This is a genomic window from Pseudohongiella sp. O18 (genome assembly GCF_021729085.1).
Lineage (GTDB): Bacteria > Pseudomonadota > Gammaproteobacteria > Pseudomonadales > Pseudohongiellaceae > Pseudohongiella.
In genome coordinates, this window is record NZ_JAJSAR010000001.1 from 1 (window position 1) to 14520 (window position 14520).

Below are 14520 nucleotides of genomic sequence, written 5' to 3' on the forward strand. Positions count from 1 at the left end.
TACCGGGCCTGCCTGCTGAAGTTGCCCTTCAGCTGTCAGGGGCGCGCATTATGCCACAGTTTTTGATGCCTGCAAGCGATTTTTATGACAGCACTGTCATTTTCTTTAAATCGCGCCGCAACACTAGCAAATACGTAATAGATGAAACTGCTTCTTGCCGCGCTTGAGGATAATGAAGCGACCAAAGCGAGCCTGCTCGCGACCAATGCTCGCCTCAAGGTCGGAGATCTTTTCCCCATTCACTGACACGGCACCGGCATTAATAAACTCCCTGGCGACACGATTGGACTGCGCCAGCCCGCTGTCCACCAGTGCCTGAACCAGCGTGAGCGCTTCGCCACCTATATCTGTGGCTGGCAAGCCATCCAGACGCAGCTGCTCGAAATCTTGTTCCCGCAGATCATCCAGCCTGCCCGAGAACAGAGCCGAACTGATTCGCTCGGCCGCCTCTACACCTTCTTGCCCATGGACCAGTCCAGTCACCTCGCGCGCCAGAATGCCCTGCGCCTGCGGCCGACCGCTGGCACCCACATCGGCGGCCTCGATTTCATCAATCTGTGCCGGCGTCAGAAACGTAAAGTAGCGCAGAAATTTATAGACGTCCGCATCTGCGGCATTTAACCAGAACTGATAAAAAGCATAGGGAGATGTCTTTTCCGCGTTCAGCCACACAGTGCCCGTTTCAGTCTTGCCGAACTTCTGCCCATCGGCCTTGGTGACCAGCGGCACAGTCAAGCCATACACCTGCCCCTGATAAAGCCGGCGGGTCAGATCAATACCGCCGGTAATGTTGCCCCACTGATCACTGCCACCGACCTGTAAAGTACAGTTGTGCTGGTGATAGAGCTGCGCAAAATCATAGGACTGCAGAATCATGTAACTGAACTCAGTAAAGGAGATGCCTGAGCCCTCTCTTTCGATGCGTTGCTTGACCGACTCTTTCTGAATCATTGCATTGACCGAAAAATGCTTGCCAACATCCCGTAGAAAATCCAGCACACTGAGCTGCTTGGTCCAATCCAGATTGTTTACCACCACTGCCGATGCAGCACCGCAGTCAAAGTCGAGAAACTGCTCCAGCTGCGCTTTAAGGCTGGACACCCAACCGCTGATCACTTCAACAGAGTTTAACTGCCGCTCGGCCGCCTTAAAGCTGGGGTCACCAATCATGCCAGTCGCACCGCCGACCAGAGCCAGGGGTTTATGGCCGGCCAGCTGAAAGCGGCGCAGCACCAGCAATGGAACCAGATGGCCAATATGAAGACTGTCTGCCGTCGGGTCAAAGCCGCTATACAGAGTGCGGCTACCACCCGCCAGGTGCGCTTTTAATTCATCTCCGGAAGTCGTCTGGGCGATCAAACCACGCGCCTCCAGATCGGCAACAATTTCCACTTTATTTACAGACATATCGGTCATTCCAATCATCGAGTTTCTACAAGGCGGACAATTCTACACCATACGTTGGAATAAGACTTGACCTTGCCCGTGAAAGCCTTAAGAATTGGGGGATAATTTGGTCCGCCAGCCAGTAATATCGAGACAACAAGAATTCCATGGAACCGATACACCAAAGAACAACCGTACCTCGCAAAAAGCCAACGCTTCAGAAGCGATACCAAGCCAGCGCCATACCCGGGCCCCAGCAGGGCAAGCGTCTCAGCCTGAAACAGATTCCCCGACAGCATATTGTGCTCGCGAGCATACTCAGCGCAGTGCTGTTTGCCGTCACAACAATGATGCCGGAAGAGTCCGCCCACGGGGACAGACTGGCATCCGACCAGCAATTGCCAAGACTGGCTTCGATGCAGAGCCAGCTGGCAGATCAGGTCGGGCCGCAACCAATGATTGGCCCCATGCAGCCTAAAAATCACGGCTGGACGGAATTGACGGTCGCCCCCGGCGACACACTTTCATCTATTTTCAACGAAGTGGGCCTCTCGGCTCAGGAGCTGCACCGGCTGATCGACACCACAGATGAAGCCACTGTGCTGAACCGTCTTCGGCCTGGCTATCAACTGAGCTTTCACATTCCCAGCCCCGGCGAACTGCGACAACTGCAGGTTCTGACGTCCCCACTGGAAGGCTTTGTCTACAAGCGCTACGACGCACGTTATGAAGTTGAGCCGGTTTTGCGGACTCCAGATATCCGGGAAGTCGTCAGACAGGGCGAGATATCAGACAGCCTGTTCCTGGCCGCACAACGAGCCGATATCCCCGCCAATGTCATCATGGGTATGGCCGATGTGTTTGGTGGCGTAATCGACTTCCTGCTCGATCCGCGACAGGGCGACCGCTTCAGTATCATTTATCAGGAAAAGTATCTCGACGGCGAATACGTCGGCCCTGGTGAAATAATAGGTGCACAATTCATCAACCGCGGTCGCGAGCATATCGCGGTCCGATATGAAAACACCCAGGGTGAAAGCGGCTTCTTCAGCCCAACTGGCGAAAGCATGCAGAAGGCCTTCCTCAGGAACCCGCTGGATGTATTCAGAATCAGCTCCAATTTCAACCCGAACCGCCGCCACCCAATTCTGAACACCATACGTGCGCATAAGGGCACCGACTACGCAGCACCGACTGGAACACCAGTACGCGCAACTGCGGACGGCACTGTAACCTGGGCAGCCCGCAATGGCTCATTTGGCAAGCTGGTCGTTATTGAACATCACGGCTCCTACGAGACCAAGTACGCGCACCTGAATGACTATGCCGATGGTATTCGCAAAGGCAGCCGGGTCAGACAAGGCCAGGTAATTGGTTACGTTGGTGCCACTGGCGGCGCCACTGGCCCGCACCTGCATTATGAATTCCTGGTGAGCGGCGTTCACAAGGACCCACGCACTATCGTCGATCAGCTGCCCCAAGCCGTTACACTGGAGCCTGCTGAAATGCCGAGATTCCTGGAGCGTTCAAGAGCAATTATTGAGCGCTTCCCACCATCCAGTGCCGACAGTCGCCTGCTGACACTGGCCGGACCAGCACTGCCGTCGCTGGAACACTAGTGAGCACCCGGGCGGATCCTTCGAGTTCAGCCCGCCACGGGCCGGCCGGGCTTTATATTGGGCTTATATCCGGCACCAGTGTCGACGGCATTGACTGCGCTCTGATTGAAACCGGTCCTGAGGGTACCCAGCTGCTGGCCACGCAGGCGCTCGAATACTCGCCCGCGCTTCGCTCAAAGATTCTGGCCATCTGCCATGATGGACAGGTATCACTATCGGATCTTGGCGACACCGACGTCGCAATCGGCAAGGCCTTTGCGGCGGCAGCCAATGCGCTGATGCGACAGGAAGGACTGACCGCAGGTCAGATAGTCGCCATAGGCAGTCATGGACAGACCATCTATCACCAGCCGCAAGGCACTCACACCTTCAGTCTTCAGCTGGGGGACCCGAACACCATCGCTGCACTTACTGGCGTGACAACCGTTGCCGATTTTCGCCAGCGCGACATGGCGATGGGAGGTCAGGGTGCGCCGCTGGCTCCCCTGTTTCATCAGCACTTCTTTCATTCTCCAGAGCAGCACACCCTGGTGCTGAATATTGGCGGCATGGCCAATATTACAGTTGTGGATATGAATCCTGCTGCCTGTCCAACAGGGTTTGATACCGGTCCCGGCAATGTCCTGATGGATCTGTGGATAGAGCAGTATTACGGCAAGCCCTACGATGCTGATGGCGCATGGGCCGCCAGTGGTCAGGTGCTGCCAGCACTGCTTTCGGTCTTGATGGCGGAACCCTATTTCTCGCTACCAGCCCCAAAAAGCACCGGTCGAGAATTGTTCAACGCTCGCTGGCTTGGGAGTGCGATGCAACAGGCTCTGCAGCTGGAGGGCGTCGCCAGCTATGCACCAGAGGATGTACAACGCACTCTACTGCAGCTTACAGCTCTCAGTATCGCCGAAGCTGTCGCGGGCTGCGTAGACCAATCAACAGATGCAGGCATAATCGCAGTGTGTGGTGGAGGCGCCCACAATCGCAGCCTGATGTCGCAATTGCAGACCGAACTCCCGACCTATCAGGTAGTCTCCAGCGATCATCTCGGTATGCCGGCCGACTGGGTAGAGGCTGCGACCTTTGCATGGCTGGCCAGCAATACTATCGGCGGCATTGCCTTAGACTGCAGCAAACTGACCGGATCACGCAGCCCCGTGATTCTGGGTGGTATTTATCAGTCGGAGAGATAGGTCGTTTCAGATGGAGAACGACGAGCCACAACCACAGGTAGTGGCTGCCATTGGATTGTTGACAACAAAACGTGAGCCTTCAAGATTCTCGACATAGTCGACGCGCGCGCCGACCAGATACTGATAACTCAATGGATCAACCAGCAGGGTTGCCCCCTTGTGATCCACCACGGTATCTTCGTCCCCAACTTCCTCGTCAAAGCTGAAACCGTACTGAAAACCTGAGCAACCGCCGCCGGTTACGAATACGCGTAACTTCAGGGATGGCTTGCCTTCTTCCTCGATCAGGCTTTTTACTTTGTCGGCCGCGTTATCTGTTAACGCAATAATGACCGGATCGTGTGTCTGTACCGTGGACATATTTCAAGTTACTCAAAACAACTGCAGAATATTTCTCACGAAATTATGGACATATCCGAGTATTTTAGTCAACTATTGTGCTGCAGCTTTAGCTGCCCTGGGCGACACTGGAATGGGCGCCATCATCGTGCGTCAGGGCTCTCAATTGAGACTTAGCCTCATCACCGCAGACAAGACTGCCGTTCACCTGGGCGCCCGCCACCATTTCCAGCAATCGATACTGCACCGAGCCAGTAATGCGGGCTTTTGCTGCAAGTTCAAGGTGGGAGGCAACTTTGACGTCACCTTCTATTTCGCCATTAACCACAGCGTTGGGAACGCTGATGTTGCCATTGACCCGTCCTGTCTCTGCTATTCGCAATACGGCCGCGCTATCATCGGCAGCCTTGATGTCCCCAACCACCAGCCCTTCGATAATCAACTCCCCCTTGAAGGCAAGGTTACCGGTCACCTCGGTATCTACCGAAATCAGCGTATGTGCGTCGGTTCGACTTTTGGATACCAGCTTGTTGTCATTCGATTTGAACATGAACGGGCCCCTGTTGTTGCCATTCGGCATTGATAGACGAAGCAGGCAGTGTCGCGCTCGCATCCGCAACACTTATTTCTGCCGCTGTCGGTACAAACCCCTCGGGCAACACAATGCTGCCGGAAAAGCGATACAGATAGTTAAAGCTTGCCTTCAGCTCCTGAGGCAGCACTGCGATGGTATCCAGATCAAACGATTGCGGCTCACCGGCCAGCTCACCATTGATAACTATGTTGGCTTCTACGTCCACCACAGCATCCTGATTGCCATGTACTGCAACCAGTAATTGATAGGCGTAGCCACGTTCTACCTGCGCTACATCCGAGAGCTTGAACTGAACAATAGTCAGCGCGGGCGTCGCACTGCTTGCCAGGCTCATTACCTGTCGGTAGAGCCCGTTGTCACGCTGCAACTCGATATTGCTTTCACGCAGGGACGCGATTGTCGTCTGTGCCTGGCTCAGTGCCTGCTGATCAAGTTCGCGATTGCGTTCACTGACGGCGAGCTGTGCCTGCAGGTTCGTTAGCTGGGTGGCATTCTCCGGCTCCATCGCGCGCAATTGGGCGAGCTGCTGCGCCAGTTGCTGGCGATCGTCGCTGCCATACCAGTAGCCAGCCGCAGCGGCCAGGGCAATAATAACCAGAGCAGCCAGACCGAGGATATACGGCTGCCATGGCCGATACCTGACAACCCGCATCCGATATTGCTTGCTACCCTTGACGGCCCCAGGCATCGCCAGTCAGCGTGTCGTTTACAGTAACAGCGACAGCGTGTCCAGACCGCTGCGCTCACTGAGACCAAACATGATGTTCATATTCTGCACCGCCTGCCCGGAGGCACCTTTAACCAGATTGTCGATGACCGATAGAACCACAATGGTATCGCTGTCAGCCAGATAGTGAACAGCTATCTGGCAACGGTTCGAGCCTTTGACATTGCGTGTAGCTGGATGGCTGCCAGCTGGCATCACATCTACAAACGGTTCATCGCGGTAGCGATCTTCAAACAGACTCTGTAGTTGCTGCGCCGTCACCTCAGAGGTCGGCCTGGCATAAAGAGTCGCATGAATGCCGCGAATCATTGGTGTCAGATGTGGAATAAAGGTCAGATTAACATCCGTGCCTGCCGCATTTCGCAAACCCTGAGAAATCTCGGGCAAATGACGATGCCCCGCCACGCCATAGGCGCTCATCGACTCTGATGCCTCACACAGGAGACTGCCCACTTTGGCGCCGCGGCCAGCGCCGCTGACACCCGACTTGGCATCGGCAATCAAATGCGCTGGATCTACCAGGCCTTTTTCCAGCAAGGGAATGAGGCCCAACTGCACAGCTGTCGGATAACAACCCGGAACAGCAATCAGCTGTGCATCGCGAATCGCGGCACGATTGACTTCGGGCAGGCCATAAACAGCCTTTTCGATCAGCTCCGGGCTTTCATGCTCCTCTTTATACCACTTCTCCCAAAGCTCGCGATCTTTCAGGCGAAAATCGGCCGACAGGTCGATTATCCGCACGCCGCGCGCCATGAGGCTTGCCGCACTTTTCATCGCAACGGTATGGGGTGTGGCATAAAACACCACATCGCAGGCAGCCAACGCATCATCGTCAGGAACCGTAAAGCGGATATCAAGATACCCCCGCAAATTAGGGAACAGGTCTGCTACAGAGGTCCCCTCAAGCTCGCGCGAGGTGACAACGTCTATTCGCACGTCATCGCGAAGCGCCAGCAAGCGCAGCAATTCAACGCCTGTGTATCCGGTGGCACCGACAATTCCGACTTTGATCACAACTTTCTCCTGATCCCAATAATGGCTTTGTTCCGTATTCTAACACCAGCGAGCAGCTTTTTGCCGGATGCGGCTGTACTCAGGCTGCTGCCATCTGCATAATCGTGAATTCATCAATCCAAGTTTTTGAAGGACAGACATGGCCTGGCTGGAAGCATTTCATTTGATCTCGGTAATCTGCTGGTTTGCAGGTATTTTTTATCTGCCGCGGCTATTTGTCTATCACGCCATGAGCGACGACCCCATCAGCAAAGAGCGCTTTGTTATCATGGAGCGCAAGCTGTACAGGGGCATCATGACGCCATCTGCCGTGGCCACTGTGTTCTTCGGCGCCTGGCTGATCTATAGCGCACCGGATTTTTATCTGCGCCAGGGCTGGTTGCACGTGAAGCTCGTCATCGTTGCCCTGCTGATCGCTTACCACATCAGCTGCGGCTGGTTCTGGGCACGGTTTCGCGACGATCGCAACACTCACAGCCACAAGTTCTTTCGCATCTACAATGAAGTGCCAGTGTTCGCCCTGGTCGCGATTGTCATCCTGGCCGTGGTAAAACCGTTTTGAGCAGGTCAGCGCATACAAAACCCATGGTGCTGTGTCTGAGCGGACTGGATCCCAGTGGTGGTGCCGGCATTCAGGCGGACATGGAGGCAATGCTGATGACCGGCTCACACTGCCTGCCGGTCATTACATCACTGACGGTTCAGAACACCCAGAACGTGCAGGCCACACAGCCCGTTAACGGCGAAATATTGCGTCACCAGGTCGAATCACTCCTGTCCGACCTCAGCATTTCGGCAGTCAAGATCGGCCTGCTTGATGGTCCCGACAATGTCCGTGTGGTGGCGGACATTCTCAAGCAGTTGCGCGACGTCCCAGTGGTTGCGGACCCGGTATTGATCGCGGGAGGCGGCTATGATTTTGGCGCCGTCGATATTATCGACCTCTATCTCGAACAGATCGCTCCTCACGCCACCATCATGACTCCCAATACCCATGAACTTTTCCGGCTCGCCAAGGGATCTGATTCTCAGTCAGAGGCGGCCGAAAGATTGCTGCAGGCCGGTGCGAAACATGTACTTGTGACGGGCGGTCACGAACCCGGCGAGCTGATCACCAACCGCCTCTACTCTGGCCAAAAGGGCGACGAACCCTCTCAGTGGCAATGGGCACGCCAGCCCGGGGAGTATCACGGTTCCGGATGCACACTGGCCGCAGCGTTGGCGTCGTATCTTGCTCAGGGCCATATCGTCACAGACGCCGCCAGCCTGGCGCAGGACTTCACCTGGCAAGCCATCAAGTACGGCTGGCAGCCTGGTGCCGGACAGCTCATTCCCAATCGCCGGTATCCGCTTGAGATATGATACGGCCGCCTGCTTTGCTAGAATGGCGGGCGGTGCAGACAACCCAGGATTAAACTTTTGACCGACCAGCAGGCGCAAATGCTTCGCGGCGTATATGCAATCACTGACGCAAAGCTGCTCGGCGAGAAGCGATTGCTTCCTGCAGTCGAAGAGGCCCTGGCAGGTGGTGTGAGCCTGGTCCAGTACCGTAACAAGAGTGCAGACTGGTCAGTGCGACTTGGCGAAGCGACGAGCCTGCAGGCCCTCTGCAGCAAATTCGGCGCAATGCTGCTGATCAACGATGACATTGAATTGTGCCTGGCGGCCGGCGCAGCCGGTGTGCATCTTGGCCAGAGTGACACCAGCCTTGTGCAGGCCAGACGCACACTCGGCCCGGATGCCATTATCGGCATCACCTGCCACAATCGGGACGAGCTTGTAGTCAAAGCAGAACAGGAAGGTGCAAGTTATATTGCTCTTGGCCGGTTTTTCCCGTCAGAGACCAAACCTGATGCACCAGCTGCAAACCTGAATGACTTGCGACGCGTAAGACAGTTGACGACTTTGCCAATAGTCGCGATTGGCGGTGTCACTGCTGATAATGGCGGCGCTTTGCTGGATCTTGGTGCCGACATGCTGGCAGTCATTCATTACCTGTTCGCCAAGCCAGATGTAAAAAAACGAGCCGAAGCCCTGGCCCAATTATTTGCCTGACAGAACATCCAGACAGAAGGATTAAACCCGATATGACTGAATCACACGTACCCCACCACGACCCCAAACGCTCTGCGGCCCTGTTCGAAGAAGCTCAACAGTATATCCCCGGTGGCGTTAATTCACCGGTCCGGGCATTCCGCGGTGTGGGCGGCACGCCACTTTTTTTCAGTGGCGGACAGGGTGCTTACCTGATAGACGAAGACGAAAACCGTTACGTAGACTTTGTTGGCGCCTGGGGCCCCATGATTCTCGGCCATTGCCATCCGTCCGTCATTCAGGCACTGCAGCTGCAGCTGAACAAGGGCCTCGGATATGGGGCCTCAACAGCAGCGGAAGTAGAGATCGCCAAAACCATCTGCAAGCTGGTTCCGTCCATAGAAAAGGTCCGCCTGGTAACCTCCGGTACAGAGGCAACCATGAGCGCTATTCGCCTGGCACGCGGTTACACCCGCCGCGACAAGGTGGTCAAGTTTGAGGGCTGCTATCATGGCCATGTTGACGGATTGCTGGTCAAAGCCGGTTCAGGGGCACTGACACTTGGCGAGCCTGACTCTTTGGGTGTGCCGACATCGTACACAGATCAGACCTTTGTGCTGACCTACAATGATATCGACGGGATGCGCGAGTTATTCGATCAACGGGGCGAGGAAATTGCCTGCGTCATTGTGGAGCCAGTAGCCGGCAACATGAACCTGGTACCACCAGTGCCCGGATTCCTGGAGGCGATGCGCGAGCTTTGCACCAAGTATGGCGCAGTGCTGATATTTGATGAAGTCATGACTGGATTCAGAACCGCACTGGGTGGAGCCCAGTCGGTTTATGGTGTGACACCCGACCTGACTACATTGGGCAAAGTTATTGGCGGAGGCTTGCCGGTGGGCGCTTTCGGTGGCAAGGCCGAGATCATGAATTGTATTGCTCCACTCGGTGGAGTTTACCAGGCCGGCACACTGGCGGGCAGCCCGCTCGCAGTGGCGGCTGGCCTGGCCATGCTGACAGAGATCCAGCGACCCGGTTTCCATGACCAGCTGACCGCACGCACCGCGCAGATGCTGGCCGGCCTCCAGGAACTGGCAGACGCCGCTGGCATACCCTTCACAACCAATCAGGTGGGAGGCATGTTTGGATGTTTCTTCTCGGAGGAAGAGCAGGTAACACGTTTCGACCAGGTCATGGCCTGCAACGTGGAGCAATTCAAGCGCTACTTCCATTTGATGCTGGAAAATAACATCTACCTGGCGCCATCTGCTTTTGAAGCTGGTTTTGTTTCAGCTGCGCATGGCGACAAAGAAATCGAACTGACTCTGGCAGCTGCCAAAAAAGCTTTTGCCGCTCTGTGACACATCAGGAACCAAAATCAGGAACTATCAATGACAACATATGACGTGTACGGCATCGGCAATGCGCTGGTCGACAAAGAATTCGAAGTAGACGACAACTTTTTTGTCGAAGCAGGTATCGAGAAAGGCTTCATGACACTGATGGATGAGCACCCCCAACAGGTCATTCTGGACCTGCTGAGCCAGCGCTATCCGTTGAAAAAGCAGGCCGGTGGCGGTTCCGCTGCCAACACGCTATACGCCGTAAGCCAGTTTGGTGGTAAAACATTCTATGCCTGCAAAGTAGCCAATGATGAGACAGGCGACTTTTACGTAAGCGCCCTTGGCGACCATAACATCAGCACCAATCTGGGCGCTCAGCGCGAACCTGGTATTACTGGCCGCTGCCTGGTCATGGTGACACCTGATGCTGAACGGACCATGCTGACACACCTGGGCATCTCATCACAGGTCTCCCCGTCAGACGTTCAGGAAGAAATCGTGGCTCAGGCCAAATTCGTATATATCGAGGGTTATCTGGTTACATCTGATTCGGCGCGCGCGGCTGCAAAAAAACTGAAGGCCTGCGCAGAGCAGCATGGCGTCAAGACGGCATTGACCTTCTCCGATCCTGCGATGGTCGAGTATTTTAAAGATGGGGTTAATGAAGTGCTTGGTGATGGCGTCGACCTGCTGTTCTGCAATGAGCAGGAGGCCAAGATCTGGGCCGACGAAGACGATTTCGAAAAAGCCTGTAAAAAAATTGCCACAGTGGCCACTAGCTTTGTGATTACACGTGGTGCCAGAGGCGCATTATTATTCGATGGTCAGAATTACATTGATATTGCGCCACACAGCGTCAAGGCGGTGGACACAAACGGGGCGGGAGACATGTTTTCCGGTGCATTTCTTTATGGCATCACACAGGGCATGTCATTCCAGAAAGCCGGTGAACTTGCCAGTCTGGCATCAGCAACGGTGGTCACTGAGTTCGGCCCACGACTGGATCCGGAGCAGCACTTACGCTTGCTGGAGAAGTTGAACTAGGACTTGTTTTCAGCGGGCCACTGAGTGTAGGCCCGGATGGCAACTTGCCCGGCCCTGCAGGCGTTTAGCCAGCGGGCCGGGCAGCACAGTCACGATTCAGGCACGAAGATCGTCGACGAACTTCTTCACGCCATCAAACCAACTGGTTTTCTTTGGAGACTGCTGACCTTCGGTATCTCCGATGGTCTGAAACTCCTGCAGCAATTCTTTCTGGCGGCGCGTCAGTTTGACTGGCGTTTCCACCACAACCCGACACAGCAGGTCGCCCGGGCCACCACCTCTGACAGAACTGACGCCCTTGCCACGCAGACGGAATAATTTCCCGGTTTGTGTCTCGGCAGGAATTTTCAGTTTGACACGGCCATCGAGAGTCGGGACTTCAAGTTCCCCTCCCAGAGCCGCATCAACGAAACTGATCGGAATTTCGCAGTGCAGGTCTCGGCCTTCACGCACAAATATTTTGTGAGGGCGCATGTGAATCTGCACGTACAGGTCGCCGGGAGGTCCTCCGTTTACACCGGCCTGACCTTCGCCGGTGAGACGGATTCGGTCACCCTCATCCACGCCCGCAGGCACTTTAACCGAGAGAGTCTTCTGCTCTTCAACCTGACCGCGGCCGTGGCAGGAGTTACAGGGATCCTTGATCTGCTTGCCACTGCCATGACAGCGTGGACAGGTCTGCTGCACAGAGAAAAATCCCTGCTGCATTCGAACCTGACCCAGGCCGTTGCAGGTTGAACAGTCAACGGGCGCCGAACCTTTTTTGGCGCCTGTGCCGTCACAGCTATCACAGGTGACCGCGGTTGGGATGCGAATCTTGACCGTTGTTCCCTTGACGGCGTCTTCCAGATTCAGCTCCAGGTTGTAGCGCAGATCCGAGCCCTTGCGGACACCGCTGCGGCCGCCACCAGCGCGGCCGCCTCCACCAAAGATGTCTCCAAAGATATCACTGAAGATATCACCGAAATCACCGGCTCCATGAGCACCACCCTGCTGGTTAACACCAGCGTGCCCGTACTGGTCGTAGCGGGCACGTTTATCCGGGTCGGACAGCACTTCAAATGCTTCGTTGGCCTGTTTGAACAGTTCTTCCGACTCTTTGTTGCCGGAATTCCTGTCAGGGTGATGCTTCATGGCAACGCGCCGGTAGGCCTTTTTGATATCGGCCTCCGACGCATCGCGGGCTACACCCAGTACTTCGTAATAATCTTTTTTCGACATAGTCCGTCAGCCAGTATCTTATTTATCGTCCTTCACTTCCTCGAACTCCGCATCCACTGCGTCATCCGCACCTGAGGACTTGTCGTTGGCTCCAGCGTCATCAGCACCAGCATCTGCAGCTCCGGCGGCACCCTGCTGCTCAGCATACATCTTCTGAGCCAGGCCTGATGATGCTTCGGTCAAGGCTTTGGTCTTTTCCTCGATCTGCTCAAGCTCGCCAGCTTTCATGGCCTCTTCCAGATCGTTGATGGCAGACTCAATCTTGGCCTTTTCATCAGCGTCCACCTTGTCACCGGCATCAGCAAGTGTTTTGCGGGTGGCATGGATCAGACCATCGGCTGTATTGCGGGCTGTCACCAGTTGCTCAAACTTCTTGTCTTCCGCTGCGTTAGCTTCGGCATCCTTGACCATACGCTCGATCTCTTCGTCGGTCAGACCGCTGGACGCCTTGATGACAATCGACTGTTCTTTGCCCGTCGCCTTGTCTTTGGCAGATACGTTCAGAATACCGTTGGCATCGAGGTCGAATGCTACTTCAATCTGTGGCATGCCACGCGGTGCCGGCGGGATATCGCTCAGGTCGAAACGGCCCAGAGACTTGTTCTGGTTAGCCTGCTTGCGCTCACCCTGCACGACGTGAATGGTCACCGCAGTCTGGTTGTCGTCCGCCGTCGAGAAGACCTGTGTCTTCTTGGTGGGGATCGTTGTGTTCTTATCGATCAACACACTGGTTACACCGCCCAGTGTTTCGATACCCAGAGACAGCGGAGTTACGTCCAGCAACAGTACGTCATTCACTTCGCCTGACAGTACGGCAGCCTGAATTGCGGCGCCCATCGCAACCGCCTCATCCGGGTTAACGTCACGACGTGCTTCCTTGCCGAAAAAGTCAGCGACTTTTTTCTGCACAAGAGGCATACGTGTCTGACCACCCACCAGAATGACGTCGTTGATTTTGCCAACATCCAGACCAGCGTCTTTCAGTGCGGTACGAACCGGCTCCAGTGTGCGCTCAACCAGCGCTTCCACCAGTGATTCGAACTTGGCACGGGTCAGCTTTTGCACAAGGTGCTTGGGACCTGATGCATCAGCAGTAATGTAAGGCAGATTCACCTCTGTCTGCTGTGACGATGACAGCTCGATCTTGGCTTTCTCAGCAGCTTCTTTCAGACGCTGCAGTGCCAGCGGATCGCTGCGCAGATCCATGCCGGACTCTTTCTTGAACTCATCCGCCAGGTAGTCGATCAGACGCAGGTCGAAATCCTCACCACCGAGGAAGGTATCGCCATTGGTCGACAGTACCTCGAAGGTATGTTCACCATCTGTTTCGGCAATTTCGATGATGGATATATCAAACGTACCACCACCCAGGTCGTATACTGCAATGGTGCTGTCGCCGGACTTCTTGTCCATACCATAAGCCAGCGCCGCTGCGGTCGGCTCATTGATGATGCGCTTGACCTCGAGGCCCGCGATTTTGCCAGCATCCTTGGTTGCCTGGCGCTGTGAATCGTTAAAATAGGCAGGCACCGTCACCACCGCCTCAGTGACTGGTTCGCCCAGATAATCCTCAGCAGTCTTTTTCATCTTTTTCAGCACTTGGGCTGAAATCTGGGGCGGTGACATGTTGTTGTCGTTCACACGAACCCAGGCATCACCATTATCTGCCTTGGTAATTTCGTAAGGCACCATCTTGATGTCTTTCTGAACAACTTCGTCTTTAAACTGCCGGCCAATCAATCGCTTGATGGCAAACAGCGTATTTTTGGGGTTGGTGACCGACTGGCGCTTGGCGGGCTGACCCACCAGCGTTTCGCCATCTTTAGTGTAGGCGATGACGGACGGCGTTGTACGATCCCCTTCCGCATTCTCAATGACCTTGGCCTTGCCGCCTTCCATAATGGAGACACAGGAGTTGGTTGTACCGAGGTCAATACCGATTATCTTGCCCATAATATCCTCTCCAGAAAACCTTTGATTTCTATATTGGTTCACAGCCGCTGATTTC

Annotated in this window: 14 protein-coding genes; 7 read left to right on the top strand and 7 right to left on the bottom strand. The window is 55.1% G+C overall.

Going from position 1 to position 14520, the window contains the following annotated elements; translation table 11 throughout:
* Positions 1–123: 123 nt before the first annotated feature.
* On the bottom strand, positions 124–1407 hold the full coding sequence (gene tyrS, locus LVD14_RS00005; protein ID WP_272907143.1) for a tyrosine--tRNA ligase: 1284 nt from the start codon (positions 1405–1407) through the stop codon (positions 124–126).
* 146 nt (positions 1408–1553) lie between these two features.
* Between tyrS and LVD14_RS00010 the strand changes: the two genes are divergently transcribed.
* Positions 1554–3005, top strand: coding sequence for a peptidoglycan DD-metalloendopeptidase family protein (locus tag LVD14_RS00010; protein WP_237131983.1), 1452 nt, complete (start codon positions 1554–1556; stop codon positions 3003–3005).
* Complete coding sequence (locus LVD14_RS00015) at positions 3005–4189, top strand: anhydro-N-acetylmuramic acid kinase (protein WP_237131984.1); 1185 nt, start codon at positions 3005–3007, stop codon at positions 4187–4189. The genes LVD14_RS00010 and LVD14_RS00015 overlap by 1 nt, the downstream gene beginning before the upstream one ends.
* Positions 4190–4195: 6 nt before the next feature.
* Here the strand turns inward: LVD14_RS00015 and erpA are convergent, their stop codons facing one another.
* From erpA to argC, 4 genes are all read right to left on the bottom strand, one after another.
* A complete protein-coding gene (gene erpA / locus LVD14_RS00020; RefSeq protein WP_237131985.1) occupies positions 4196–4549 on the bottom strand; it encodes an iron-sulfur cluster insertion protein ErpA in 354 nt (117 codons plus the stop codon).
* An 88-nt stretch (positions 4550–4637) separates the two neighbouring features.
* The gene (locus LVD14_RS00025) at positions 4638–5078 is read right to left on the bottom strand and encodes a polymer-forming cytoskeletal protein (RefSeq protein ID WP_237131986.1); all 441 of its coding nucleotides are present in this window, start codon (positions 5076–5078) and stop codon (positions 4638–4640) included.
* Positions 5062–5775: a DUF6776 family protein gene (locus tag LVD14_RS00030; RefSeq protein ID WP_237131987.1), complete on the bottom strand. Its 714-nt coding sequence runs from the start codon at positions 5773–5775 to the stop codon at positions 5062–5064. Before LVD14_RS00030 ends, LVD14_RS00025 begins: the two co-directional genes overlap by 17 nt.
* Positions 5776–5829: 54 nt before the next feature.
* Positions 5830–6867, bottom strand: a complete 1038-nt coding sequence (gene argC / locus LVD14_RS00035; protein ID WP_237131988.1) for an N-acetyl-gamma-glutamyl-phosphate reductase — start codon at positions 6865–6867, stop codon at positions 5830–5832.
* Between the two features lie 139 nt (positions 6868–7006).
* Between argC and hemJ the strand changes: the two genes are divergently transcribed.
* The 5 genes from hemJ to LVD14_RS00060 all read left to right on the top strand — a co-directional run bounded on the left by hemJ (position 7007) and on the right by LVD14_RS00060 (position 11291).
* Complete coding sequence (gene hemJ / locus LVD14_RS00040; RefSeq protein WP_237131989.1) at positions 7007–7429, top strand: protoporphyrinogen oxidase HemJ; 423 nt, start codon at positions 7007–7009, stop codon at positions 7427–7429.
* On the top strand, positions 7426–8229 hold the full coding sequence (locus LVD14_RS00045; protein WP_237131990.1) for a hydroxymethylpyrimidine/phosphomethylpyrimidine kinase: 804 nt from the start codon (positions 7426–7428) through the stop codon (positions 8227–8229). Before hemJ ends, LVD14_RS00045 begins: the two co-directional genes overlap by 4 nt.
* A gap of 78 nt (positions 8230–8307) precedes the next feature.
* Positions 8308–8922 carry a thiamine phosphate synthase gene (gene thiE / locus LVD14_RS00050; protein WP_237133376.1) on the top strand — a complete coding sequence of 205 codons (615 nt, stop codon included), beginning with the start codon at positions 8308–8310 and terminating at the stop codon, positions 8920–8922.
* A gap of 32 nt (positions 8923–8954) precedes the next feature.
* Positions 8955–10265, top strand: coding sequence for a glutamate-1-semialdehyde 2,1-aminomutase (gene hemL / locus LVD14_RS00055; protein ID WP_237131991.1), 1311 nt, complete (start codon positions 8955–8957; stop codon positions 10263–10265).
* A gap of 30 nt (positions 10266–10295) precedes the next feature.
* Entirely contained in the window at positions 10296–11291 is a 996-nt protein-coding gene (locus LVD14_RS00060; protein ID WP_237131992.1) for an adenosine kinase, read from the top strand.
* 96 nt (positions 11292–11387) lie between these two features.
* Here LVD14_RS00060 and dnaJ read toward each other — a convergent pair whose 3' ends face one another.
* Together dnaJ and dnaK are read right to left on the bottom strand one after the other, a co-directional pair.
* On the bottom strand, positions 11388–12512 hold the full coding sequence (gene dnaJ, locus LVD14_RS00065; RefSeq protein ID WP_237131993.1) for a molecular chaperone DnaJ: 1125 nt from the start codon (positions 12510–12512) through the stop codon (positions 11388–11390).
* A gap of 18 nt (positions 12513–12530) precedes the next feature.
* Complete coding sequence (dnaK, locus tag LVD14_RS00070; protein ID WP_237131994.1) at positions 12531–14465, bottom strand: molecular chaperone DnaK; 1935 nt, start codon at positions 14463–14465, stop codon at positions 12531–12533.
* Positions 14466–14520 lie beyond the last annotated feature (55 nt).

Bases quoted from the DNA above. Each gene is read 5' to 3' on its own strand.
- LVD14_RS00025 (WP_237131986.1), bottom strand. From the start codon at position 5,078: ATGTTCAAATCGAATGACAACAAGCTGGTATCCAAAAGTCGAACCGAC.
- LVD14_RS00030 (WP_237131987.1), bottom strand. From the start codon at position 5,775: ATGCGGGTTGTCAGGTATCGGCCATGGCAGCCGTATATCCTCGGTCTG.
- hemL (WP_237131991.1), top strand. From the start codon at position 8,955: ATGACTGAATCACACGTACCCCACCACGACCCCAAACGCTCTGCGGCC.
- LVD14_RS00010 (WP_237131983.1), top strand. From the start codon at position 1,554: ATGGAACCGATACACCAAAGAACAACCGTACCTCGCAAAAAGCCAACG.
- tyrS (WP_272907143.1), bottom strand. From the start codon at position 1,407: ATGTCTGTAAATAAAGTGGAAATTGTTGCCGATCTGGAGGCGCGTGGT.
- hemJ (WP_237131989.1), top strand. From the start codon at position 7,007: ATGGCCTGGCTGGAAGCATTTCATTTGATCTCGGTAATCTGCTGGTTT.
- thiE (WP_237133376.1), top strand. From the start codon at position 8,308: ATGCTTCGCGGCGTATATGCAATCACTGACGCAAAGCTGCTCGGCGAG.
- dnaJ (WP_237131993.1), bottom strand. From the start codon at position 12,512: ATGTCGAAAAAAGATTATTACGAAGTACTGGGTGTAGCCCGCGATGCG.
- erpA (WP_237131985.1), bottom strand. From the start codon at position 4,549: ATGTCCACGGTACAGACACACGATCCGGTCATTATTGCGTTAACAGAT.
- LVD14_RS00060 (WP_237131992.1), top strand. From the start codon at position 10,296: ATGACAACATATGACGTGTACGGCATCGGCAATGCGCTGGTCGACAAA.
- dnaK (WP_237131994.1), bottom strand. From the start codon at position 14,465: ATGGGCAAGATAATCGGTATTGACCTCGGTACAACCAACTCCTGTGTC.